Genomic DNA, 23,688 nt, shown 5'->3' with positions numbered 1-23,688 from the left:
GCTCCCCTTTGTTATGTGCGATAGCTCGCATTGATTTTGATATAATCATAGGTTAAGTCACAGCCCCATGCCCGGCCGCTGCCGGAGCCTTCCTGCAGGCGGACTGCAATCGTAATCTCATCACCTGATAAGTACTCCTTGGCATCAGTTTCCGAAAACGGCTGAGGTTCGTTGTTTTTAAACAGACACTGGCCGCCGAGAAAAACTTCCACTTGTTCGGCCGTTACGCTTGCCGCACTGTGCCCGATTGCGCCGATGATGCGCCCCCAATTGGCGTCTGTGCCGTAAACGGCGGTCTTCACAAGGCTTGAGCCGACGATTTTTTTGGCGATAATATTCGCCTCAAGGTTATTTTTCGCGCCTTCGACTCTGGCTTCAATTAATTTCGTCGCTCCTTCACCGTCTCTGGCAATATCTTTGGCAAGGTCTTCGCATACAAGCTTTAATCCCTTTTTAAAAGCCGGCCAGTCAGGATGCTGCTCCGTCAGGCAATCATTCCCCGCGCAGCCGTTCGCCATCACAAGCACCATGTCATTCGTCGATGTTTCTCCGTCAACGGTGATTTGGTTAAATGAAACATCCGTAATCTCTCTGAGCGCGTTTTTGAGCGCCTGTTCTTCCACGGCCGCGTCCGTTGTGACAAAGCCGAGCATTGTCGCCATGTTGGGGTGGATCATGCCGGAGCCTTTCGCCGCTCCGCCGATCGTGATGATGTCTCCGCCGATCACCAGTTCATAACACGTCTGTTTCGTCACTGTATCCGTCGTCAAAATGGCTTCTTCAAATGCTCCGGACACGGACGGCGCTTGACCGAGCTGTTCAATGCCCGCTTGAATTTTTTTCATATCTAAAAGCTCGCCGATCACCCCGGTTGACGAAACCGCAACAAGCTCCGGCTCAATGCCGAGCTGGCTCGCGAATCCGTCCCGCATTTCATAGGCGTCCTTTAATCCTTGGTCTCCCGTACAGGCGTTGGCAATCGCGCTGTTGACGATAACCGCCTGAAGCACACCCTCTTTTTTCAAGCTGGCTTGTGTCACTTTCAGCGGCGCTGCCTGAAAATGGCTCTGCGTATATACCGCTGCACTGACTGCAGGCGCTTCACTGATAATCGCTCCGAGATCTTTTTTTGAATAGCGCAGACCGCAGTGCACGCCCTTTGCCTCAAACCCTTTCGGCGAGGATACGCCGCCTTTTATTTTCGTGATTTCCTCACTCAGCTGAATCATATTTTTGAATCCCTCTTTCGTTCTATGGATAGACTGGCGTCATCGTAAGTCCCGTTTCTTCCTGCCAGCCATTCATGATATTTAAATTTTGAACCGCCTGCCCTGCGGCGCCTTTCATCAGATTATCTATGACAGAAACGATGGTGGCACGGTTTGTTCTTTCATCCACGGTGACACTGATATCACAAAAATTGCTGCCGTATACCTCTTTCGTCGCCGGAAATTCACCTTCCGGCCTGATTCTGACAAAATATGAATCTTTGTAGAATTCGGAATACAATTCTCTTACCTGTGCAGCAGACATACCCGGGGGAGCCTCCGTATACATCGTCGCCATAATGCCCCTTGTCATCGGCGCCAAATGAGCGGAAAACGTGATCGGGCCTGTGCCGGGCTGCCAAGCCGCTAATTGCTGTTCAATTTCCGGAGTATGCTGATGCTCATTAACCTTATAAATTTTGAAATTATCATTCAGCTCAGAATAATGAGTGCCCATGGATGCTTTTCGGCCGGCGCCGGATACGCCTGTTTTCGCATCAACAATCAGAAATGAATCTTGTAAAAGCTTATTCTTCGCCAGCGGGGCGAGCCCGAGCAGCACAGCCGTCGGAAAACATCCCGGATTGGCAATCAGCTTTGCAGTCTGAATCTCTTCTTTTTGCAGTTCAGCTAAACCGTAAACCGCGCTTTGAATCGTTCCTTTCGGAGCGGCCTCCCGCTTATACCACTTTTCATACACGGCCGGGTTTTGAATCCGCAGATCGCCGGATAGATCAATGACCGGGATGCCCGCCTCCGCCAGCTTGGGCGACCACTCTCCGGAGACGCCGGGCGGCGCGGCTATGAACATGACATCAATTTCGTTTCGGATCGTTTCTATATGAAGCGGCTGAAGTGATTGTGACGCTATATTCCTCAAATGCGGATATGAAGCGGCATATTCTTTTCCTTCGTCACTCGATGAATACAATATACAATCCTCTGCATAAGGGTGATGGTTAAGAATCCTGACAAGTTCGGCGCCTCCATAACCAGTAGCGCCTATAACACCTATTTTCAACGGGTTCACCTTCTTGGTTTTTGTGAAATTATTTAACATTATAACATGAATAAAAATTAATTCAATTGTATATTTAATATTTTTTCATTCATTTTCCATCTGTTTTCGCTGACAAAAAAACTCCCTCTCGTTCGAGGGAGTTCCATAAGAAAAACAGGCTGATCGGATCAGCCTGTTTTCTTCAGCATCATCAGCCCGCTTATAAAAAACAGCACGGAGCTGGCGTAAAAAATAATATAAACCGTAAAGAAATCAGCGAGAAACCCGCCGAGAATAATGGCGGCAGCTGAAAATACGGCCGTCCAGAAATGATAGCTGCCGACTTTTTTTCCCCGCTCCCCGCCGTCGGTGTAATCGGCGATCATGATTTTCTCGCCGTGTTTTTGCATCGCGCCGAACAGGCCCAAAAGCACCTGCACAACATAAACCTGGTGCACGCCGGTAATGTGCGGGAGCGTCAGAAGAAGCACCGCCATCCCCCACGAATTTGCCATAAGGAACCAGCGGGGGTCCAGTCTTGCCGACAGCCGGCCGAGCAGCGGATGAATCAATGCGCCGCTCAGGCCGAACAAGCCGTATGAGAGACCGAATTGCGTGTAGCTGGAACCGATGTTTTTAATAAATAAAATATAAAACGGAAAGATCAGGCTGCCGGCAAAAAAGACACTGCTCTGAGACAGGATCAGCCATTTTAAATGGTTGTGTTTCATGATTTGTACCTCTGATAAAAATAATTCATAAACAAGTCATCCGGATCATATTTGTGTTTTTTCTGAAAGAACATATCGCTTTTCGGATATGCCTCGCGCATCTGCTCTTTCGTTTGGTACAGCATATACGGGAGATAATAACTGCCGCGGTGGCGCAGTGCCGTATCCGTCATTTTTCTGACAATCCGCGCCGCACTCGCCTGGCTGTCTTTTGAAAACCCTTCATTGATTAAAAGAACGAGTGAAAACATGTCTTCCTTTGCGTATGACAGATCGGCTTTTTCATTTTTTTGCACGTAGCGGATCGTAATATTTACGAGATTGAAATCTTCATGTGACAGCGTCTTGCGTAAATCATGAATGTACGGCGCAAATTCGCCGACGGGCACGAAGTATTCTTGTAGCACGTCGGTGTTGTCCGTGTTTTCATATTCCAAAAATTTCGACTCTGACCGCATGACATTGTTCCTGGAGACTTTCACGCCGTTTTGGCTGAGAAAATAAGACTGCTGGGTTGACCAGAACCAATTTCTGCCCCAGTCATACCGGCGGGAGAGGCCAAGCGCGAATTTCGTCAGCGCCGGATGCTCATCTTCTTTCAGTTCATTGTGCTGCTTTAATTCTTTCTGATTGTCTGAGAGCGTGTAATCAGTCACATACATGTCATGCAAAAAGCCTTTATCCCCTGTTGCGATCCGCGCGAGATGCATGCGCACGGCGGGGTTGCGCTGAACATGCTGCGTAAAATATTGACTGTATGTATCAGCGTTCATGCGTTTCGTTTTCATTTCATAAAGTTCATCATCCGTCAGCTCAATATCCGCGTCAAGGATGACGCCGAACAGGCCGTAGCCGCCGATGACGGCTGAAAACAGGTCATCTTTCGGAGTAACGGTGATGACTTTGCCGTCCGCCTTTAAAAGATGAAACGATTTGACCGTATCAATCAGCGAACCGTACCGGATATCCCGGCCGTGGGCGTTGGCGCTCAGTGAGCCGCCGATCGTAAAAATGTTTTGCGATTGCATGACTTTTACCGCGAGCCCGTACGGATTGACATAGCGCTGAATATCATTCCACGTCGCTCCCGCCTGCACTCTGATGATTTTTTTCTTTCGGTCGAGACCGAGTATTTTGTTGTAGCCCGTCATGTCGAGAACGATACCGTCTTCATAATACGTCTGGCCGCCCATTGAGTGCTGGGCGCCTGCGATTGAGATCTTCAGATGCTTTCTCTTTGCTTCCTTAATGGTTTCGATCAATGTTTCTTTCTCTTTTCCTTTGACCGTCTGCTTAATTTTCACGGGCATGAGACGGCTGACATCCGTCATTGTCCCTGCCTGCTGCTCCGGCTCTTTGTGAAAAGCGGAAACAGCGAACAGCGCCGTATAAACAAGAATGCTAAGGATAATGAGAAGTAATTTTTTCTTCATGGGTTCCTCCCTCGCATGCAGCCGGTCTATTATATCATGCCTTACGTCCGTTTTTTTCCTTTTTAACCCGATACCGGAAAACACACGGCATAAAAAATCCACAGAAATCCTTAAAATGATTTTTTAGTCAGTATATAATCGATATATATGCAGATGTATTACCAAAGGGATTGTTTAAAACAAACATGTTAAATGAGGTGGGGAAAATAAACATAAAAGGAATCAATCATCTTCTTTTTTCTGTTTCAAATTTGGAAAAATCTATAGAATTTTATGAAAAAGTATTTCATGCACAACTCCTGGTTAAAGGGCAAAAGACAGCATATTTTGATCTGAACGGGCTTTGGCTTGCACTTAACTTAGAGGCGGATATACCAAGAAATGAAATACATAAATCTTATACGCATATGGCCTTTACAATTGATCCAAAAGATTTTGATGCAATACATCAACGGCTAAAAAATCTAAATGTAAATATATTAAATGGGCATCCAAGAGATAAACAAGATCAAAAGTCAATTTATTTTACTGATCCCGATGGGCATAAATTTGAATTCCACACAGGCACACTCCAAGACAGATTGTCCTATTACAAAAAAGATAAACCTCATATGAAATTTTATATATAAAGGTTTGTTTGCGATCCAAAACAAACCCTCACTGTCGCTTATATGCAGACAAAAGAAAAGCACCTCCAAACTTTAGGATGTACCTAAAATCCGAGGTGCATTTTCTTATTACTGAATCCCTAATGCGATTTTTGCGTAGCGTGACATTTTGTCTCTTGTCCACGGCGGATTCCAGACGATGTGGACCTCCGTCTCTTTTACATCCGGAATGTCGGCGAGCGCTTTTTTCACCTCGTCGACGATGATCGGAGCGAGCGGGCACCCCATTGATGTCAGTGTCATCGTAACGTGCGTCAGGCCGTCGTCATCCATATCAACGTCGTATACAAGGCCGAGATTGACGATATCGACGCCGAGCTCAGGGTCAACAACCTGCTCCAAGGCGCCCATGATGTTTTCTTTTAATGCTTCTTCCACGTTCCATCACTCCTTTTTCCTCAGTATAACGTAAAAGCGGGTTTTGTTAACACCTTTGTGCTTTATAAATGCTTATCGAACCAGGCGACGGTTTCTAAAACGGCGTATCTCGGGACTTTATGGTCAGCCCGTTCGTCTTTCAGAAACTGAAGATGGTCAGGCCGGCTGCTGTAATGAGGTTTAATCGTTTCATAAAAGCCGCGGGTCGGTGCATACGGAACGACTTTGTCTTGAACGCCGTGCCAGAACAGCAGCGGGCGGCTCCGGAGTTTTTCCGGTTCCAGACTGAGATCAAACGGTTTGAGCCGCGCAAACAGTTCATCGACCTGTTCTTTTGTGACGTCAATGTCGATGTCCTGCTTTTGAATGTGGTCAATCTGCTGCTGAAAAAATGCCGTATAGTTCGGACTTCCCATCAGACTGACGCCGGCTTTGACCCAATCATACGCGGCCATCGCGCCGAATGTCGTAATTCCGCCCATTGACGTGCCCGCAAGACCGATCCGCCCGTCTTCAATCAGACCGCGCGCTTCAAAATCCTTTTTCAGCACGTCAAGCTCCTCGATTTCATTTAATACAATGTCCCAAAAATGGACGGCGAGCTCTTCTGCTGACAGCTGTTCAGCGCGTTCACCGTGGTAAAGAGCTTCCGGCAGCACCGCCCTGAAGCCCTTTTCAGCAAGCAGGTAAGCGAAATGAAGATTATGCTCCTTCGCGCTTGTAAAACCGTGAATAAAGAAAACAAGGGGAGCGGGACGGTCCCGATTTTCTTCTTTTACAATATGTAAAAACGGAATGCCTGATACGGTTTGATGATCAATAAGAATCACGTTGACTCCCTCCTTAGGATAACCATAATCATAAGTGTAACATGTAGACAATAAAGATGGTAAAAAGCTACACTGTACATAAGAGAAAAACAGCAAATTACATGACAAAAGGAGTTATTTATGGAGACAAAACCTTACCTCATCGCTTTAGATCTGGATGGAACCTTATTAAAAGATGATAAAACCATTTCCCCTGAAACGGCGCGGACGATTCAGACGCTGAAAGAAGCGGGTCATCATGTCTGCATCTCAACCGGCCGCCCTTTCCGTTCCAGTTCGATGTATTATGACGAGCTCGGGCTGACAACGCCGATTGTCAATTTTAACGGGGCATTTGTCCACCACCCGAAAGACGAGTCATGGGGACGCTACCACACGTCTTTATCGGTCGATGTGGTCAGACAGCTTGCCGAACTTACAGAGACCTATCAAATACATAATGTGCTCGCTGAGGTCATTGATGATGTGTACTTCCATTATCATGATGAGCATTTAATTGAGGCGTTTCATATGAATACGGCGAATGTCACATTCGGCGATCTGCGTGAAACGGTCAAGGAGGATGTAACGTCCGTATTGATTCATGCAAAGGAAGAGGACGTCGCGGACATACGCGCGCATTTATCCGATGTGCACGCCGAGGTCATTGACCACAGAAGATGGGCGGCTCCATGGCATGTGATTGAAATCATTAAACACGGGATGAATAAAGCGGTCGGCCTGAAGAAAATCAGCGACTATTACCAAGTGCCGAGAGAACGGATCATCGCGTTCGGCGATGAAGATAACGATCTTGAAATGCTCCGGTTTGCCGGGTGCGGCGTAGCGATGGGAAACGGCACGGATGAAGTCAAACAGGCCGCCGACCGCGTCACGGGATCAAATGAAGCGGACGGAATCGCCGAATTTTTAAAATCCTATTTCTCCCTGTGAGGTTTTGCCGCTCATAACACAAAGCCTTCCGCCCATACTAAAACAGACGACTCATCTCGTCTAAATATGGAAGGGGGACATTGCAATGGGTAAACGAAACAAATCAAAACGGTTTATTCAGCAAGGCAAGGACTCTGTCAGTCTTCATGACGCAAGATTTCCATATCGGTCTACATTAGAGGAAGCACAGCATGATGCAGCAAAAGATTCGGCTGAAAGGCAGGTTGACTTTTAATGAGAAACGAACTGTTTTCTCAAGCCAAGTCATTTGTCCAGCAGGCCGTCATGATTGCTAACGGTTTCGAGGACGGCGATCAGGAAAAAGCTGTCTCACGCGCCAAAAACGCCGTGTCTTCCGCGTACGCCAATTCGACGGATGCAGAACGTCAGCAGCTGCACCAATTTCAGGATCAGCTGGAGAAATTGCAATAAAAAAAGTGGCTGGGACAAAACTAGCTTCAAATAATGAGAAAGGTGAATTTGGGGGTACTCAAATTCATCTTTCTTTATTTTTATGTATAAATTCTTCTATTACCTTAGAAGTTGGCAGTGAATTTTCTTAAATTCACTGCCATTAATGCGAGACCCATTTCGTTTGCTACCTTCGATTTTCCTCGTACAGAAAATCGAGTGAAACGCAAATTAGCCTTCAAGAATCCAAAAACTGGTTCCACATCGGTTTTACGTTTTCGATAGATGGCACTCGTTTTCTCTTCTGAAAGCTTCGCTCTCACATATTCTTTTTGCTGTTCCCATTTTTTGTTCACCATTAGTTTTCGATTGTTTCCTTCTTTTGCCTTGGTACATGATGAACGGAATGGGCATCCTGAACAGTCTTCGCACTCGTAGACTTTGAAACTCCTTTGGAAACCTGTAGCGTCCGTTCGGACAGAATGATATTGAAATTCTAAACGTTTCTGATTAGGGCACGTATATGTATCGGTTTCTTGATCATATACCCAGTTATCAGGATTAAATGTATTTTGTTTGTACTTTTTCTTTTGTTCCTTCAAAAACATGTTATATGTTATCAGTGCTTCTCGGTTTCTGTTTGAGAGAATATCACTAAAGTTTTGTTCACTACCATAACCTGCATCTGCAACTATATGTTTCGGTAACTCGAAATAATGTTGCTCGATCTCATCTAAAAATGGAATTAACGTACGTGTATCTGTTGGGTTTGGAAATAGACTATAAGCAAGCGCATATTGACCTTCCGTTGCGATTTGTACATTGTAACCAGCTTTCAATTGCCCGTTTTTCATATAATCATCTTTCATTCGCATAAATGTCGCATCTAGATCTGTTTTAGAATAGCTATTACGTGGTCCAAAGATTTTAAGATCCTGTTGGTACTTCCGTTTTCTTAGGATAAAATCAATCAACTGTTTACGCACTTGTTTCGGGTATTTTCGTTCCCTTCGTAAGGCTTTTCGTTCCGTAACGTCTGAAGATGCTTCTATTTGTTTATCATATTCGGTCACTACTTCGTCTACTTTTTGAACCATTTGAGTGAGCTCTCCAAATGATAGCTGTTCATCACTTTCCCGTTCCATTTGGGGTATGATTTCGTTCTCAAGCAACTCATTGTACAACTGGTTTGACTTATCAATTAAACGCTGATGAAATTTCTCAATCGCTTTCTTCCAGACAAACGTAAATTTATTCGCATTCGCTTCAATCTTTGTACCATCGATAAATATCGCTTCTTGATCGATCAGTTTTTCTTCAATCAATTGGCAGCGAAATTGGATGAAACATTGACGGATTAAATCTTTCACTACTGGTTGAACACGAAATCGGTTAATTGTACGGTAGCTTGGTTCATACCCTTGAGCTAACCACATCATACGGATACTGTCTTTTAATAGGGCCTCTATTTTACGCCCTGAAAAGACAGATTGAGTGTAGGCACATAGAATAATTTTAAGCATCATGCGTGGATGATAGGCAGGACAACCTTCATTTCGAAGAAATGGTTCAAACGCTTCTTGAGGGATACTTTCCACTAAATGATGGACATGGTAGGCAATATCATTATTTTGTAACTTTACTTCTAAATCTAAAGGCAAAACGATTTGATTCATGGTATAATCTTTAAACATAAGGACACTTCTTTCTGATTAGATTTTGTATGGTAACTTAATTTTATCAGAAGTTGTCCTTATTTTTTATTGTAAAATAATCAAAAACGGTGAAAGTTTACTCGTCGTAAAATTTCACCGTTTTTTTCGTCTTAGAGGTGGGTTTTGTCCCAGCCCCGCTTTTTTATTTCACTTCAAATGTTTTTACCGTTTTCAGTCTCTTTCCGATCTGATCGGACTTCCCTAAAAACGTCACCGTCACCGTGTATGTTCCCGGACAGGGCACGTTTTTCCACACATCTGAAAAGTCATACGTTTCATTCGGCATTAAGGTCACGGTCTGAAACGCCTGAGTAAACATTTTGTCTTTTGAATAGCGGTACAGTTCTTTGTGATGTTGGTCATGTACGGTCAATTCGAATTTCTGCCCTGAGCTGAATGTGAAATCGATCGGGCTGCCGCTCTTGTTTTTTAAAGACATTTGAAATTCGATCTGCTGATCCGTCTGCACAGGGTTTACGGCTAATTCCGCTTGCTGTTCATTCATCTCTCCGGATACCTCCTCAGCGGGCTCCTTCTGCCCGGATTGACTGCTGCATCCGATCAATAAAATGACCGGTAATAACAGGCCAAACAGCCACTTCATTCTATCCGCTCCTATCAGTCTTTTCTGAAGAAACCAAAGATCCCTGTCGTTTGCACGATGTTTGTGAAGGCTTTCGGGTCGACTTCTTTCACGATTTTCTCAAGGTCATACAATTCGTACCGCGTGATGACGATGATCATCATTTCTTTCTGTTCGTTTGTGTAAGCGCCTTTTGCCGGCACCGTCGTAATGCCGCGGACCATTTTCCCGTAAATCGCTTCTTTGATTTCATCGGCTTTTTTCGTAACGATCATGGCGGTCAGTTTCATGTGGCGGGTGTGAATGGCGTCAATCACCCTTGTTGTGACATACAGAGCGACAAGGGTATATAATGCTTTCTCCCATCCTTGCAATAATCCTGCCGTCAAAATGATAATCCCGTTCAAAATGAAGAAATATGTGCCGACCGGTTTATCCTTCCATTTGGCCAGCACCATCGACACGATATCAAGTCCGCCTGTCGAAGCGCCGAATTTCAGCGTTAAACCGATGCCGATAGCTGAGATGACTCCTCCGAATACGGTATTCAGAAGAATATCGTGCGACAGTCTCATTTCCGGGAGAATTCCCATAAAGACGGACGTCATCGCTACGCTTAATATGCTGTATACGGTGAATGATCTGCCGACTTTCAGCCACCCTAACACACCGATGGGAATGTTTAAGAGGAACATGAGAACTCCTGTCGAAATATAAAAGGGGGCGTATTGATCAACGACGCTTGACAGCAGCTGGGCGACACCGGTAAAACCGCTGGCATATACATTCGCCGGTATCAGGAATAAATTCAGTCCCGCCGCATACAGAAACGCGCCGATGACGACGATTGCTAATTTTTTTGCTTGTTCTAGTACCATGGCTTGCTCCCCCGCTCATTTTCATTATTAGCTTTTCCCTTAAAATAAAGTTTTGAACACTATTTTGCCACATTTATATGATATAGTTGGCATCACTCTCACCAATCGGAAAGAAGGGAATTATGATGACAGTTCACCTTATTGCTGACAGCGCCTCTGACCTGCCGAAATCTTATATTGAAGAAAACCGGATCGGGTTCATTCCGCTGCACGTAACACTTGACGGAAACGAATATGAGGACACGGTCACCATTCAGGCGGATCATATATTTCAAGCGATGCGGGACGGGAAAGTTCCGAAAACATCCCAGGCATCACCGGATACGATAAAAAAAGTATTTTTACAATACGCGGAACTGGGAGAACCGGCGATATACATCGCCTTTTCCTCAGGTCTTTCCGGCACCTATCAGACGGCGGTGATGATCGCCAATGAAGTAAAAGAGGAATTTCCCGATTTTGATTTACGGATTGTAGATTCCAAATGCGCTTCATTGGGCTGCGGCCTTGCGGTGATGCACGCGCAAACACTCTGTGTTAACGGGAATACAATACAAGAAATCGAAACGTCTGTAAAGAGCTTTTGCGCACGGATGAAACATATATTTACGGTCGATGATGTCGCTTATCTCGCGCGGGGCGGCAGAATTTCAAAAACGTCCGCTTTTGTCGGGGGGCTTTTGAACATTAAACCGATTCTGCATGTGGATGACGGCAGGCTCGTGCCGCTCGAAAAATTGCGCGGACAGAAGAAACTGTTTAAACGGATTATAGAAATGATGAAGGAAGAAGGCGGCGATTGGGCGGATCAAACCGTGGGGATCAGCTATGCAGATAACGAGGAGACGGCGCTTCGGATGAAGGAAATGATTGAAGAAGCGTTCCATCCGAAAGAGATCATTCTTCATTCAATCGGCTCTGCGATCGGCGCGCACTCCGGGCCGGGCACGCTCGCGATTTTTTTCCTGAAGCCATAATTTCAATGCGGGCGGGCATCCTAACGGACAGAAGGGTGGCTTTGCCGCATGAAAGATGATGACAAAAAACCGTTGGACAATAACGCCGTAAATCAGAAAAAGAACCGGCTTGCCGAAAAAAACCGGCAGGCGGGAAAAAACCAGAATTCCAAAAAACCGAACCATCTGTAAAAGCAAAACAGCCCTCTTGTGTATGAAGATAGAGGGCTGTTTTTTGTTCTATATGCGTCTAACATCACTTATCACGAATCCGCTTTCAGGCAATGCCGGCATTCTGGACAGGCTGAAGCTCAAATCTTGGGACGGAACATCGTACTCTATTTCATTGGCAAGAAACGCAAGGGAAGTTTTCATGACTTCCACGGTCATTCCCTCACCCGGACAGCGGTGACCGTTAGCCGGATCACCTCCGCCCTGGGGAATGAAATCAAATTTATTTTCCTCCCGCCCCTGAAAACGTTCCGGGCGAAATTCATTGGGATTTTCCCAAAGCCGGGAATCATGGTTTGTCCCATATAGGTCAAGCATGACGGATGCACCCTTTTTAAACTCACAGTTCTTCCATACGAAATCTTTTTTCATAACGGCTCCTAAAAACGGGGCAAACGGGTAATACCGCCGAACTTCATGTGCAAATCTTTCAGCCTCCTGATCATCTCTCGATCTCAGTTTGCCCCGATATTCAGGGTAATCATGCAATGCAAGAGCTGAAAACGTAATGAAGTAAGAAATGGCGGCAATCGGGCGCAGAACATTAATAAGCTCAACAGCAGCCATGTGAGAATCAAGTCTGTTCCCGTCAAGTTCTGTATGAAAAGCCATTTCATACAAGGCTGAGCACTCCGGCGTTTGCAGCTTGCCGGACCGCACATCCTCAATGACCTCCTCTATCCATTTCTCCGTTTTCAGCCTCGCCCTTCTGCCTTTCCAATGACGCGGTCCGACAGCGCCGAATGCGTCTACCATATCGGTGAAATCCTCTGCCCGTTCTTTCACTTCTGAGTCTTTCAGCGGGACGCCGGCCCACTCACAGGCAGCCCGGCACAGCACTTTCTTCGCTTCATCAAAAAGGACAATTCGGTTTGAACCCTCCCACATTTCCGCAGATGCTTTCCACTGTTTTGCCACCGCTTCCGCAAGCCGTTTTTGCCGGGGCGGCGTCATCAGCGACATAAATAGAAGCTTCCTGTGCTTATGCCGTTCACCGTCCATTGCCTGGATTGCCCCTGTTCCGAATAACGTTTTCTGCACCCGTTTGGGGAGGGCCTGCTGCCGCTGAAATCGTTCTGTGTCATAAAAAAGCTTTGCGGCTTCCGCTCCGCTCATACAAATGAATGTCTTCCCTAATAAACGGGCGCGAAACACATCTGAGCGATAAGTCTCCGCTCGGTTTTTCACAAATACATAACCATCGCGTAATAAAGCCAGACTATTATCAAGACCCTTTTCATGCGGAATTTGTTCATCCATCCCGATTCCTCCCTTCTTTTTTCACCTTTCACGAAAAAGAATAAATATAAACACATGTATATTCAGTATTTGTGTTTCATTCAGAAGTTACTCATGTCAGGCTGCAAAAATCAGGGGCGGGGCAAAAGCCCGTTACAAAGTAAACCGGCGGACCTGATCGTTTAACCGCTCTGTCAGGCTCACCAGATTATTGACGCTTTCCGCCATTTTATGAAAAGAAGACAGCTGCTCAAGCGCGGAGGCAGAAATCTCTTCGCTTCCCGCAGCCGTTTCCTGAACGACGGCGCTGATGCTTTCGGCATGATGCAGCACTTGCCCGCCAAGCTGTTTCGATTCGATGATCCGTCCGTCCAATTGAGTAAGCTCCGCTTTAATATGGGCGGCTTTTTGTTCAATATGGGCGAATGATTCTGACGTTTTCTCCATCAGCTCCTGCTGTCTGTCCGCTAAAGCGACGCCGGTCGTGACAGCTCCGGTAATAGACGTGATGCCGTCTTCAATTTGCTTTACCATATCGAAAATCTGCGCGGTCGCTTTGGCTGATCCGTCTGCGAGCTTCCGTATCTCCTCGGCAACGACGGCAAATCCTTTTCCGGCCTCGCCTGCTCTTGCCGCCTCGATTGCGGCGTTTAATGACAGCAGATTGGTCTGGCCCGCAATGTCAGAAACGGTCTGCGCCATCATACTGATGCCTGCCGCATGCTCTATGAAGAGATCGGCGGCTTCGGAAATCTCTTTTGATGTCTCATTGCTTTTATCAATGGCTTGCTTGGTCTCAGCTAAAGCACCGCGCCCCGCAGCCACTGCCGCAATCGTCTCTTCGCTGCTTCTCGTCGTTTGTTTTGAACGTTCGGCGTTCGCCTTTGAATGTTCATCCATTTGTTCAATGAATTGCACCGCATGCTGCAGATCTTCTGAAATGGTTTGGGAGCCTTGCGCCATTTCTTCCGTCGACACGGACACCTGCTCGGTCATGTCCTTCAGCGTCTGGTTTTCCTTCGTCAAACCTTCCGCAAAAGTCTCGACTTCACGGCCGACCTCTCCGATCCCTGAATTAAGGTGCGGAGCTGTTCAGCCATCATTCCGAATGAGTCATTCAGCTCTTTCAGTTCGTCTTTCCCTTTATAATCAAGCATTTCAACAGCAAGGTTCCCTCCCGCAATACGACGGGCATTTTCAGCCATGCGGCGTATCGGCCCTGCAATTCTCCTCGTCAGCCTGATGGAAGATATGACGGTGACGGCAAGTATCACGATGGTCAGCACGGCTGCGCTGTAAACGATAAACTGAATCTGGTCAGCCGTCTGCTTCTGCATGTCTTCATAGTGATCCCGGCTTTTCAGATTCAGCATATAAATATCATTCAGAAGACCGTTGATGCGGGCCGCCGTCCTTGTCGCTTCAGCCGGACTTTTCGAATCAAGAGCAGCGTACGCCTCCGCCTGCCACGATTCGTATTTTTTGGCGAGTTTGTCATAAGCGGCTTTGTCCGCATCGTCCGTCATCGTTTTTTTGAGCGCCGCCAGTTTGTCTGAGCTGCTTTTCATATAGCTTCGCACATCTTCTTTCTGAGCGTCTGCGAGCGTATAGGAATAGCCGGTGATGCTTTCTTTTAACGTATTAAGGTCAGCTTTTGCTTCCTGGACGTTTAACAGCGCGTCCACTTCATCTTCATTTGAAGCCTGAATCTTCATCATGTTTACGATGGTAAAGCCGATGACGGCGGCGAAGCAAATCATCGTAACGGCTGCGTTAACGAGCAGCCTTGTCCGTAATGTCACTTCAGATCGCCTCCTTTTTCAATCAGGCTGTTTTTCATATCCGTGATCTTTTTCGCCAGCCCGCCTGCGTTTTTGACAACTCTGATCTTGGCTAATTCCATGCCGTTTTCCTTCAGTCCGTAAACGATCTCACCGCTTTTGATCTCCTTGTTGTCTTTTAAATCTTTCGCCAATTCATAGATGACATGGTCGACATTTTTCACTAAAGAAGAAATAACGGCGTGCTCGGCGGTGTAATATTGATCGCTGTCACACCGATGGCGTATACTTTTTGCGCCTCCGCTTCTTTCAGTGCGCCGACACCCGTGAAGCCGGCCGCCGTAAACAGGACATCGGCTTTTTTTCGGATCATGTTTTGGGCGATGCGCTTCCCGAGCTTATCATCATCAAACGTACCGCTGATGTCCGACAGCACGCGGATGTTCGGTTTGACTGATCCCGCGCCTTTCAGATAGCCTTTTTTAAACCGTTTAATGACGTCGGCATCGGAACCGCCGATAAATCCGATCGTGCCGGTTTTGCTCGTCATGGCCGCCAGCGCTCCGGCTAAGAAGCTTCCTTCATCCTCTTTAAACGTGACGGAGGTGACATTATCCAGGTCTGATACGGAATCAATCAGCACAAACCGCTGCTTCGGATTTTTTTGGCGACCTTTTCTAAATCCGCCTGCATGCTGTAACCGAGCCCCACAACAAGATCATTGCCTTCCCGGACAAGCTGGGTCAGTCCTTTTTCGTATGTACCGGTATCTTTTATTTCCCGGTAATCAAATGTGATGCCGAGCTCGTCTCTCGCTTTCATCAAACCTTGAAAGCCTGAATCATTAAATGATTGGTCGCCGAGGCCGTTGTCTGTCAGCATGATGCCGATTGTTTTCGTTTTTTCGGCCGCCGTTTCCTCAGATTTGCCGGCACATCCCGCCGTGCTGAGCGCAAGCAGCAGTACAGCCGCAAATATCGCCATTTTTCTCATTGAAACTCTCCTTTTGTTTTTTCTATAGTTATATATCGGTTCGGATGTCAGAATATTTTATTTCAATAAAATATGTATGTTCGGCAGGTTGTTAAACAAATGAGGAATATAGCAGCTTTTGAGAAAATAAAAAACATCGGTTTTGGTTCACCGATGTTTTTGCAGAACATTTATTGTTTTTCGTATGTCCAGCCGTCTTCCTGATAGACCTTGCCGTTTTTCATCAGATGCCCGAGCGCCCGCTTAAAGGCGGCTTTGCTTAAATGAAACCGTTCGCGGATATCGTCAGGATGGCTTTTGTCTCCGTAAGGCATCGCGCCGTTTCTTGATCTCAGATAGGTCAGAATTTCTTCCGCGTCAACCGAAAGCGCATCCTGCTTTCTCGGCAGCAGGGACATGTTGACGGAGCCGTCTTCCTTTACCTCGATGACACGCCCTGTCACGCGGCTGCCGAGTCTCGGCTCTTCTTTTCTTTCTGAAGGGTGAATAAACGCGCGGATGCCTTCATCGGTAATCAGAAAAGAGCCTGATGCGATCAGTCTGTACACCGTGCCTGTCAGGTCTTTATTCATGACGTCTTCCTCTGCATCCGTAAATAATTCACTGATGATATCCTCAGGCGCCGGTTTGGCAAACATGCGCCCGCGGCTTGTCACCTTCAGCATGCAATACAGTCTGTCTCCTTTTTGCGGCCAGACGGATTTGTACGGAGGCAGGTGCTCCGTTGCGACGAGCGCGTCTTTTGACAGACCGACGTCGACGAATATGCCCATATCTTCCACAGCGTCCGTCACTTCCACCCATCCGTAGTCATAAAAGCTGATGAGCGGCTTTTTCATCGTCGCCGCGAGTCTTTCCTGATGATCGACGTAAATAAATACGTCCACTTCATCTCTGTCTTCGATATCCTCTGTGATTTCACTGTTATGTAAAAGAACCGTATCCTCGCCGTCAGTTAAAAAATAACCGAAATCGGTTTGGTGATCTATACTAAGCGTGAGCTGCTGCCCTGGTCTCATGTTATCGTCCTTCCTGATTCGCCCGTATGAGGCTGATGTTTTTCTCATTTTTTCCAATATGCATAAATTCATGCTTTATGCTGTTGGACATTTCTCTTTATTCTACTATAATCAACTCATAAGTGAAATGTTATAGGAGGTTTTCTCATGGCAAAAGAAAGTTCTTTTGATATTGTATCCAAAGTTGAATTTCCCGAAGTGCAGAATGCGATTCAGATGACGCTGAAAGAAATCGGCACGCGCTATGACTTTAAAGGATCGAAAAGCGATGTGAAGTTAGAAAAGGAAGAACTTGTCCTGATTTCTGATGACGAGTTTAAACTGAATCAGCTCAAAGATGTGCTGAGCGGCAAGCTGATCAAACGGGACGTGCCGACGAAAAACATTGAATACGGCAAAATCGAAAATGCATCGGGAGGCACGGTGCGCCAGCGCGCGAAGCTTGTACAGGGCATTGATAAAGACAACGCCAAAAAAATCAACGCGGTGATTAAAAACTCCGGCTTGAAGGTCAAGTCGCAGATTCAGGACGACCAAGTGCGCGTCACCGGAAAAAATAAAGATGATCTGCAGCAGATTATTGCAGCCGTCCGCGGAGCAGACCTGCCGATTGACGTTCAATTTATTAATTTTAGATAAATTATGTGATTCCTATTGATTATTGTCTCTATTTTCGGTAAATTTGGAGAAAGGGATTTTCACAGTTAAGTTTTGGAAACCCATGACAATTACATGAACGTTCTTATCAAGAGAAGCCGAGGGACTGGCCCGACGACGCTTCAGCAACCGGTGTAGTGGTTTACCCAAACCATGACCAAGGTGCTAAATCCAGCAAGCTAAAAACAGCTTGGAAGATAAGAAGAGAGACAAATGATTACAAAGTCTTCTTCTTAAGAAGACTTTTTTTATTTCTCTTTTTTCCTTGCTGAATGTGATGAAGGAGGCAAACAATGGGACTATTACAAGACTTAGAAGAACGGATTTTAATCGGAGACGGTGCGATGGGCACTCTCCTCTATTCCTACGGCATTGACAGATGTTTTGAGGAACTGAACGTATCAAAGCCCGAAGAAATCAAACGGATACATAAGGCTTACGTGGAAGCCGGGGCAGACATCATCCAGACAAATACGTACGGCGCGAATTTTATTAAGCTCTCAAGATACGGACTTGAGGATGAAACGAAAAAAATCAATCAGGAGGCGGTCAGAATCGCGCGCGCTTCCTCAGACGGCGCTTATGTATTGGGAACGATGGGCGGCATCCGCACCTTTAACAAAAACGCCTACAGCCTGGAGGAGATTAAACGCAGCTTTCGGGAGCAGCTTTATTTATTGCTGCACGAAGAGCCGGACGGTCTGCTTCTGGAAACATACTATGATTTAGAAGAGGCCCGCGAAGTGCTGAAGATCGCGAGAAAAGAAACGGAACTTCCGATTATGCTGAACGTATCCATGCACGAACAGGGCGTGCTGCAGGACGGAACGCCGCTTCGGGAAGCCCTCAGGTCCATTGCCGATCTCGGCGCTGACATAACGGGAATCAATTGCCGGCTCGGCCCGTACCACATGATTGAAGCGCTCACCGAAGTGCCGATTTTCCATGACGCTTATTTATCGGTCTATCCGAACAGCAGCCTTCCGTCTTTAGAAGAAGGCCGGCTTGTTTATGATACGGACGATGCCTATTTCCGGGAGAGCGCCGTACAGTTCCGCACTCAGGGCGCGCGCATTATCGGCGGCTGCTGCGGTACGACGCCAAACCATATCAGAGCCATGGCTGAAGCGGTCCGCGGACTTTCTCCCGTCACTGATAAAGAAGTGAAAATCAGACGGGAAGAGGAAGTCATCTCAGTCCGTAATGAACGGACCGAGCCTGGTTTAAACGAAATCGCCGCTCAAAAACGGTCAATTATCGTAGAGCTTGATCCGCCGAAGAAATTGAATTTTGACAAATTTCTGCAAGCGGCCGCTGAATTAAAAGAAACCGGCATAGAAGCGCTGACGCTCGCCGACAATTCATTGGCGACACCGCGGATCAGTAATGCCGCCTGCGGTTCATTGCTGAAAGAGCGCCTTGATATCCGTTCTCTCGTTCACATTACATGCAGAGACCGCAACATCATCGGCCTTCAGTCACATTTAATGGGGCTGGATACGCTCGGGCTCACCGACATTTTAGCCATCACGGGTGATCCTTCAAAAATCGGTGACTTTCCGGGGGCTACCTCCGTCTATGATTTAACGTCCTTTGATTTGATCAGGCTGATTAAACAATTCAACGAGGGCATTTCTTTATCAGGGAAACCGCTCGGCAAGAAAACGAACTTTTCCGTAGCCGGAGCATTTAATCCGAATGTCCGCCATCTTGATAAAGCAGTCAAACGGCTGGAGAAAAAAATCGAGTGCGGAGCTGACTACTTCGTGTCCCAGCCTGTCTACTCGGAGCAGCAGCTCATTGACATTCATCATGAAACGAAGCATCTCAAAACACCGGTGTATATCGGAATCATGCCGTTAACGAGCAGCCGCAACGCAGAGTTCATTCATCATGAAATCCCGGGCATTAAGCTGTCAGACAGCATCCGCGAAAAAATGGCGCTCGCCGGCGAAGACAAGCGAAAGCAGAAAGCCGAAGGCCTCGCCATCGCCAAATCGCTTCTCGACACGGCGTGCGAACTGTTTAACGGAATTTATTTAATCACCCCGTTTCTCCGTTCTGATTTGACGTCAGAGCTTGCAGCTTATATTAAGCAAAAGGATGAAAAGCGGGCTGATGTATATTTGCATTGACGCGAAAGAAGCCGCCTGATATGACAGGCGGCTTTTTCATGGTACGATACAGAAAAAGAATCAAGCAAAGGAGGATTTTTTCATGGTTGAAGTAAAACCCATCACCGCAGAAGACACATACGCGATCAGACACAGCGTGCTGCGCCCCCATCAGACGATTGAGGATTGTAAATATGATCAGGACAGCGTCAAAGGAGCCTTTCATCTCGGAGGTTTTTACGACGGAACATTGATCAGCATCGCTTCTTTCTACCCGCAGAACCAGCAGGCTTTACAGGCAGCGCCCGCCTACCAGCTGCGCGGCATGGCGACGCTTGAGGAATACCGGACGCAAAAAGCGGGAAGCACGTTAATCGCCTATGCGGAACGGAAACTGGCAGATATGGGGGCGGCGCTTGTCTGGTGCAACGCCAGATGTCACGTAAAGGGATATTACGAAAAGCTCGGCTGGAAAAGCACGGGCAGCCCCTTTGACATACCCGGCATCGGCCCGCATGTGATCATGTATAAAGAACTCGCCTGAAACAGACAAAAGCCCTCTTATCAGGGCTTTGTTTTTATCTTTCAGTGGGCGGATGACGTTCAAACGGAATGAAGCTTTTATAAGCGCCGCTATTGACGCGATCCCGCTTTGATATTACCCTTTGTTCAGTAAGCAACACGCCATTCGGCAAGGGTGGCAGGGTCGAAAGCGATATCTGCCAATTGCCGGTTTCAGCTATTATGTTTAGAAAAGGGAGTACGAGATGAATACGATCCAAAAACCGAAAATCCCGAAAGAATTGCCGGTGCTTTCTTTTACTGAAGCGCTTCAGGACGACCTCATAAAAGAAGTCGTCATAGAAAACGCCGTGATAAACGGCAAACTGGACGGCCTGCGCGCCGAAAAAGTCATTTTCAGAAACACCGTTTTTACGGATGTCTCTTTCAGACATATGGAATGTACGGATGTCCTGTTTGACAAATGTGATGTCTCAAACGCTGATTTCAGCGGAAGCATCATCCATAGAACGGCGTTTCAGCATTCAAAACTTCTCGGCTTGAATCTGGCGGATTCCGCCATGCGTCATGTACGGTTTGAAGACTGCCTCGCACATTACAGCTCCTTCAGCTATTCCAATATGAAGCATGTCCGGTTTGACACGTGCGGCCTTTCAGAAAGTGAGTGGAATGATGCCGTTCTTGAATACACAGATCTTGACGTCTGTGATTTGAACGGCGCAAACTTCATCGGCACGTCTCTTTTTAATATGGATATCAGCACGTGCACATTTGATCACCTGCACGTCTCGCTCGATAAGCTGAAAGGATGCCGCATCTCTCCGTCTCATGCCGTGACATTCGCAGAAGCGCTCGGAGCAATTGTGACGTGATCTTTTATTAAACGAAACGGCGGGCGGCATCCTGAATAAATGCTCGGCATTGGTGATGTGGGGTGCTGCTTTTTTATTTTGCGGCGCTTTTGTTTCGATAAAAGGAATTCGGCCAGGTCATGTTGAATGTACGGAAGGAAGAGGGGGAATTGGAATGTCAGACATTTTAAAGCTGTATCACTACCACAGATGGGCAAATGAGCAGGTTATTCAGCATCTGAAGACCCTGCCCGCGGCAAGCTTACAGCAGAAACTGGATAGTGTTTTTCCGACTGTGAACGCCGTGCTTGTGCATATATACCGGGCTGATTACATTTGGCTTCACGTGCTTTACGGAGAAACTTACGAACAAATCGTCTCGCAGTTTGATCAATTTGAAAAGCTTGACGGAGATTTTGAGGCGATTGAACATAGAATGACTGAACTGGACAAAGAATACAGCGAATTTTTAAGAGAATTGGAGAACACGGAAGGCCCGATCTCCATTTCTCATCCACGCATGGGAACGCTCCGGACGACATATGCCGATGTGATCCGGCATGTTGTGAATCACGGCACATACCATCGCGGCAATATAAGCGCGATGCTTCACCAAATGGGCTATAAAAGCGTGCCGACTGACTACATTTTTTTCTCATACGAATCATAAAAAAGGGGCTGGGACAAAACCCACCTCTAAGACGAAAAAAACGGTGAAATTTTACGACGAGTAAACTTTCACCGTTTTTGATTATTTTACAATAAAAAATAAGGACAACTTCTGATAAAATTAAGTTACCATACAAAATCTAATCAGAAAGAAGTGTCCTTATGTTTAAAGATTATACCATGAATCAAATCGTTTTGCCTTTAGATTTAGAAGTAAAGTTACAAAATAATGATATTGCCTACCATGTCCATCATTTAGTGGAAAGTATCCCTCAAGAAGCGTTTGAACCATTTCTTCGAAATGAAGGTTGTCCTGCCTATCATCCACGCATGATGCTTAAAATTATTCTATGTGCCTACACTCAATCTGTCTTTTCAGGGCGTAAAATAGAGGCCCTATTAAAAGACAGTATCCGTATGATGTGGTTAGCTCAAGGGTATGAACCAAGCTACCGTACAATTAACCGATTTCGTGTTCAACCAGTAGTGAAAGATTTAATCCGTCAATGTTTCATCCAATTTCGCTGCCAATTGATTGAAGAAAAACTGATCGATCAAGAAGCGATATTTATCGATGGTACAAAGATTGAAGCGAATGCGAATAAATTTACGTTTGTCTGGAAGAAAGCGATTGAGAAATTTCATCAGCGTTTAATTGATAAGTCAAACCAGTTGTACAATGAGTTGCTTGAGAACGAAATCATACCCCAAATGGAACGGGAAAGTGATGAACAGCTATCATTTGGAGAGCTCACTCAAATGGTTCAAAAAGTAGACGAAGTAGTGACCGAATATGATAAACAAATAGAAGCATCTTCAGACGTTACGGAACGAAAAGCCTTACGAAGGGAACGAAAATACCCGAAACAAGTGCGTAAACAGTTGATTGATTTTATCCTAAGAAAACGGAAGTACCAACAGGATCTTAAAATCTTTGGACCACGTAATAGCTATTCTAAAACAGATCTAGATGCGACATTTATGCGAATGAAAGATGATTATATGAAAAACGGGCAATTGAAAGCTGGTTACAATGTACAAATCGCAACGGAAGGTCAATATGCGCTTGCTTATAGTCTATTTCCAAACCCAACAGATACACGTACGTTAATTCCATTTTTAGATGAGATCGAGCAACATTATTTCGAGTTACCGAAACATATAGTTGCAGATGCAGGTTATGGTAGTGAACAAAACTTTAGTGATATTCTCTCAAACAGAAACCGAGAAGCACTGATAACATATAACATGTTTTTGAAGGAACAAAAGAAAAAGTACAAACAAAATACATTTAATCCTGATAACTGGGTATATGATCAAGAAACCGATACATATACGTGCCCTAATCAGAAACGTTTAGAATTTCAATATCATTCTGTCCGAACGGACGCTACAGGTTTCCAAAGGAGTTTCAAAGTCTACGAGTGCGAAGACTGTTCAGGATGCCCATTCCGTTCATCATGTACCAAGGCAAAAGAAGGAAACAATCGAAAACTAATGGTGAACAAAAAATGGGAACAGCAAAAAGAATATGTGAGAGCGAAGCTTTCAGAAGAGAAAACGAGTGCCATCTATCGAAAACGTAAAACCGATGTGGAACCAGTTTTTGGATTCTTGAAGGCTAATTTGCGTTTCACTCGATTTTCTGTACGAGGAAAATCGAAGGTAGCAAACGAAATGGGTCTCGCATTAATGGCAGTGAATTTAAGAAAATTCACTGCCAACTTCTAAGGTAATAGAAGAATTTATACATAAAAATAAAGAAAGATGAATTTGAGTACCCCCAAATTCACCTTTCTCATTATTTGAAGCTAGTTTTGTCCCAGCC

General features: G+C 45.9%; 25 protein-coding genes, 1 pseudogene and 1 riboswitch. Of the genes and pseudogenes, 12 read left to right on the top strand and 14 right to left on the bottom strand.

The window, feature by feature from the left end:
- Positions 1-11: 11 nt before the first annotated feature.
- The 4 genes from argJ to NYE50_RS06310 all read right to left on the bottom strand — a co-directional run bounded on the left by argJ (position 12) and on the right by NYE50_RS06310 (position 4,432).
- Positions 12-1,229, bottom strand: coding sequence for a bifunctional ornithine acetyltransferase/N-acetylglutamate synthase (gene argJ / locus NYE50_RS06325; protein ID WP_017417439.1), 1,218 nt, complete (start codon positions 1,227-1,229; stop codon positions 12-14).
- A gap of 22 nt (positions 1,230-1,251) precedes the next feature.
- Entirely contained in the window at positions 1,252-2,289 is a 1,038-nt protein-coding gene (argC, locus tag NYE50_RS06320) for an N-acetyl-gamma-glutamyl-phosphate reductase (RefSeq protein WP_071181696.1), read from the bottom strand.
- 167 nt (positions 2,290-2,456) lie between these two features.
- Positions 2,457-2,999 carry an MFS transporter gene (locus NYE50_RS06315; protein WP_003155082.1) on the bottom strand — a complete coding sequence of 181 codons (543 nt, stop codon included), beginning with the start codon at positions 2,997-2,999 and terminating at the stop codon, positions 2,457-2,459.
- Positions 2,996-4,432, bottom strand: a complete 1,437-nt coding sequence (locus tag NYE50_RS06310) for an FAD-binding oxidoreductase (protein ID WP_109566850.1) — start codon at positions 4,430-4,432, stop codon at positions 2,996-2,998. The genes NYE50_RS06315 and NYE50_RS06310 overlap by 4 nt, the downstream gene beginning before the upstream one ends.
- A 185-nt stretch (positions 4,433-4,617) precedes the next feature.
- Here NYE50_RS06310 and fosB point away from each other — a divergent pair, with 185 nt between their 5' ends.
- A complete protein-coding gene (fosB, locus tag NYE50_RS06305) occupies positions 4,618-5,061 on the top strand; it encodes a metallothiol transferase FosB (RefSeq protein ID WP_201448510.1) in 444 nt (147 codons plus the stop codon).
- A gap of 108 nt (positions 5,062-5,169) precedes the next feature.
- On the opposite strand, the gene NYE50_RS06300 is transcribed toward fosB, so the two are convergent.
- On the bottom strand, positions 5,170-5,478 hold the full coding sequence (locus tag NYE50_RS06300) for a metal-sulfur cluster assembly factor (RefSeq protein WP_003155088.1): 309 nt from the start codon (positions 5,476-5,478) through the stop codon (positions 5,170-5,172).
- 62 nt (positions 5,479-5,540) lie between these two features.
- Positions 5,541-6,308: a prolyl oligopeptidase family serine peptidase gene (locus tag NYE50_RS06295; RefSeq protein ID WP_007409140.1), complete on the bottom strand. Its 768-nt coding sequence runs from the start codon at positions 6,306-6,308 to the stop codon at positions 5,541-5,543.
- Between the two features lie 120 nt (positions 6,309-6,428).
- On the opposite strand from NYE50_RS06295, the gene NYE50_RS06290 reads away from it, so the two are divergent.
- The 3 genes from NYE50_RS06290 to NYE50_RS06280 all read left to right on the top strand — a co-directional run bounded on the left by NYE50_RS06290 (position 6,429) and on the right by NYE50_RS06280 (position 7,673).
- On the top strand, positions 6,429-7,241 hold the full coding sequence (locus tag NYE50_RS06290; protein WP_159354001.1) for a Cof-type HAD-IIB family hydrolase: 813 nt from the start codon (positions 6,429-6,431) through the stop codon (positions 7,239-7,241).
- Between the two features lie 85 nt (positions 7,242-7,326).
- The gene (locus NYE50_RS06285; RefSeq protein WP_003155094.1) at positions 7,327-7,476 is read left to right on the top strand and encodes a hypothetical protein; all 150 of its coding nucleotides are present in this window, start codon (positions 7,327-7,329) and stop codon (positions 7,474-7,476) included.
- Positions 7,476-7,673, top strand: a complete 198-nt coding sequence (locus tag NYE50_RS06280; protein ID WP_003155097.1) for a DUF3813 domain-containing protein — start codon at positions 7,476-7,478, stop codon at positions 7,671-7,673. Before NYE50_RS06285 ends, NYE50_RS06280 begins: the two co-directional genes overlap by 1 nt.
- A gap of 104 nt (positions 7,674-7,777) precedes the next feature.
- Here NYE50_RS06280 and NYE50_RS06275 read toward each other — a convergent pair whose 3' ends face one another.
- The 3 genes from NYE50_RS06275 to NYE50_RS06265 form a co-directional block, all read right to left on the bottom strand.
- Complete coding sequence (locus tag NYE50_RS06275; RefSeq protein WP_340762868.1) at positions 7,778-9,346, bottom strand: IS1182 family transposase; 1,569 nt, start codon at positions 9,344-9,346, stop codon at positions 7,778-7,780.
- A gap of 163 nt (positions 9,347-9,509) precedes the next feature.
- A complete protein-coding gene (locus NYE50_RS06270) occupies positions 9,510-9,971 on the bottom strand; it encodes a BsuPI-related putative proteinase inhibitor (protein WP_159354000.1) in 462 nt (153 codons plus the stop codon).
- 14 nt (positions 9,972-9,985) lie between these two features.
- Positions 9,986-10,828, bottom strand: coding sequence for a YitT family protein (locus tag NYE50_RS06265; protein WP_007610547.1), 843 nt, complete (start codon positions 10,826-10,828; stop codon positions 9,986-9,988).
- Between the two features lie 125 nt (positions 10,829-10,953).
- On the opposite strand from NYE50_RS06265, the gene NYE50_RS06260 reads away from it, so the two are divergent.
- A complete protein-coding gene (locus NYE50_RS06260) occupies positions 10,954-11,805 on the top strand; it encodes a DegV family protein (protein WP_029325952.1) in 852 nt (283 codons plus the stop codon).
- Positions 11,806-11,853: 48 nt separating this feature from the next.
- Complete coding sequence (locus NYE50_RS06255) at positions 11,854-11,976, top strand: DUF3941 domain-containing protein (RefSeq protein WP_098081280.1); 123 nt, start codon at positions 11,854-11,856, stop codon at positions 11,974-11,976.
- Positions 11,977-12,024: 48 nt separating this feature from the next.
- Here NYE50_RS06255 and NYE50_RS06250 read toward each other — a convergent pair whose 3' ends face one another.
- The 5 genes and pseudogenes from NYE50_RS06250 to NYE50_RS06235 all read right to left on the bottom strand — a co-directional run bounded on the left by NYE50_RS06250 (position 12,025) and on the right by NYE50_RS06235 (position 17,095).
- Positions 12,025-13,275: a cytochrome P450 gene (locus tag NYE50_RS06250; RefSeq protein ID WP_159353999.1), complete on the bottom strand. Its 1,251-nt coding sequence runs from the start codon at positions 13,273-13,275 to the stop codon at positions 12,025-12,027.
- Positions 13,276-13,407: 132 nt separating this feature from the next.
- A complete protein-coding gene (locus NYE50_RS21960; protein WP_395606275.1) occupies positions 13,408-14,154 on the bottom strand; it encodes a methyl-accepting chemotaxis protein in 747 nt (248 codons plus the stop codon).
- 122 nt (positions 14,155-14,276) lie between these two features.
- Positions 14,277-15,056: a HAMP domain-containing protein gene (locus NYE50_RS21955; RefSeq protein ID WP_395606273.1), complete on the bottom strand. Its 780-nt coding sequence runs from the start codon at positions 15,054-15,056 to the stop codon at positions 14,277-14,279.
- Positions 15,053-16,028: pseudogene (locus tag NYE50_RS06240) on the bottom strand (BMP family ABC transporter substrate-binding protein). Before NYE50_RS06240 ends, NYE50_RS21955 begins: the two are co-directional and overlap by 4 nt.
- Positions 16,029-16,198: 170 nt before the next feature.
- Entirely contained in the window at positions 16,199-17,095 is an 897-nt protein-coding gene (locus tag NYE50_RS06235) for a CvfB family protein (protein ID WP_170616562.1), read from the bottom strand.
- A gap of 99 nt (positions 17,096-17,194) precedes the next feature.
- On the opposite strand from NYE50_RS06235, the gene NYE50_RS06230 reads away from it, so the two are divergent.
- The 6 genes from NYE50_RS06230 (at position 17,195) to NYE50_RS06205 (ending at position 23,591) form a co-directional block, all read left to right on the top strand.
- Positions 17,195-17,686, top strand: a complete 492-nt coding sequence (locus tag NYE50_RS06230) for a YajQ family cyclic di-GMP-binding protein (protein ID WP_022553573.1) — start codon at positions 17,195-17,197, stop codon at positions 17,684-17,686.
- A gap of 100 nt (positions 17,687-17,786) precedes the next feature.
- Positions 17,787-17,908: riboswitch (SAM riboswitch) on the top strand.
- Positions 17,909-17,997: 89 nt separating this feature from the next.
- Entirely contained in the window at positions 17,998-19,839 is a 1,842-nt protein-coding gene (locus NYE50_RS06225; RefSeq protein ID WP_094295674.1) for a bifunctional homocysteine S-methyltransferase/methylenetetrahydrofolate reductase, read from the top strand.
- An 82-nt stretch (positions 19,840-19,921) separates the two neighbouring features.
- Entirely contained in the window at positions 19,922-20,362 is a 441-nt protein-coding gene (locus tag NYE50_RS06220) for a GNAT family N-acetyltransferase (RefSeq protein WP_007409151.1), read from the top strand.
- Between the two features lie 223 nt (positions 20,363-20,585).
- Positions 20,586-21,212 carry a pentapeptide repeat-containing protein gene (locus NYE50_RS06215; protein ID WP_088056528.1) on the top strand — a complete coding sequence of 209 codons (627 nt, stop codon included), beginning with the start codon at positions 20,586-20,588 and terminating at the stop codon, positions 21,210-21,212.
- A 154-nt stretch (positions 21,213-21,366) separates the two neighbouring features.
- The gene (locus NYE50_RS06210) at positions 21,367-21,861 is read left to right on the top strand and encodes a DinB family protein (RefSeq protein ID WP_022553575.1); all 495 of its coding nucleotides are present in this window, start codon (positions 21,367-21,369) and stop codon (positions 21,859-21,861) included.
- 161 nt (positions 21,862-22,022) lie between these two features.
- The gene (locus NYE50_RS06205) at positions 22,023-23,591 is read left to right on the top strand and encodes an IS1182 family transposase (RefSeq protein WP_340762868.1); all 1,569 of its coding nucleotides are present in this window, start codon (positions 22,023-22,025) and stop codon (positions 23,589-23,591) included.
- The last annotated feature ends 97 nt before the right edge of the window (positions 23,592-23,688 follow it).

The sequence above is a fragment of the Bacillus sp. EU55 genome, assembly GCF_038005925.1.
GTDB lineage: Bacteria > Bacillota > Bacilli > Bacillales > Bacillaceae > Bacillus > Bacillus velezensis.
Note: the sequence above shows the minus strand (reverse complement) of the source record. Positions and strands in the feature narration are given on the sequence as shown.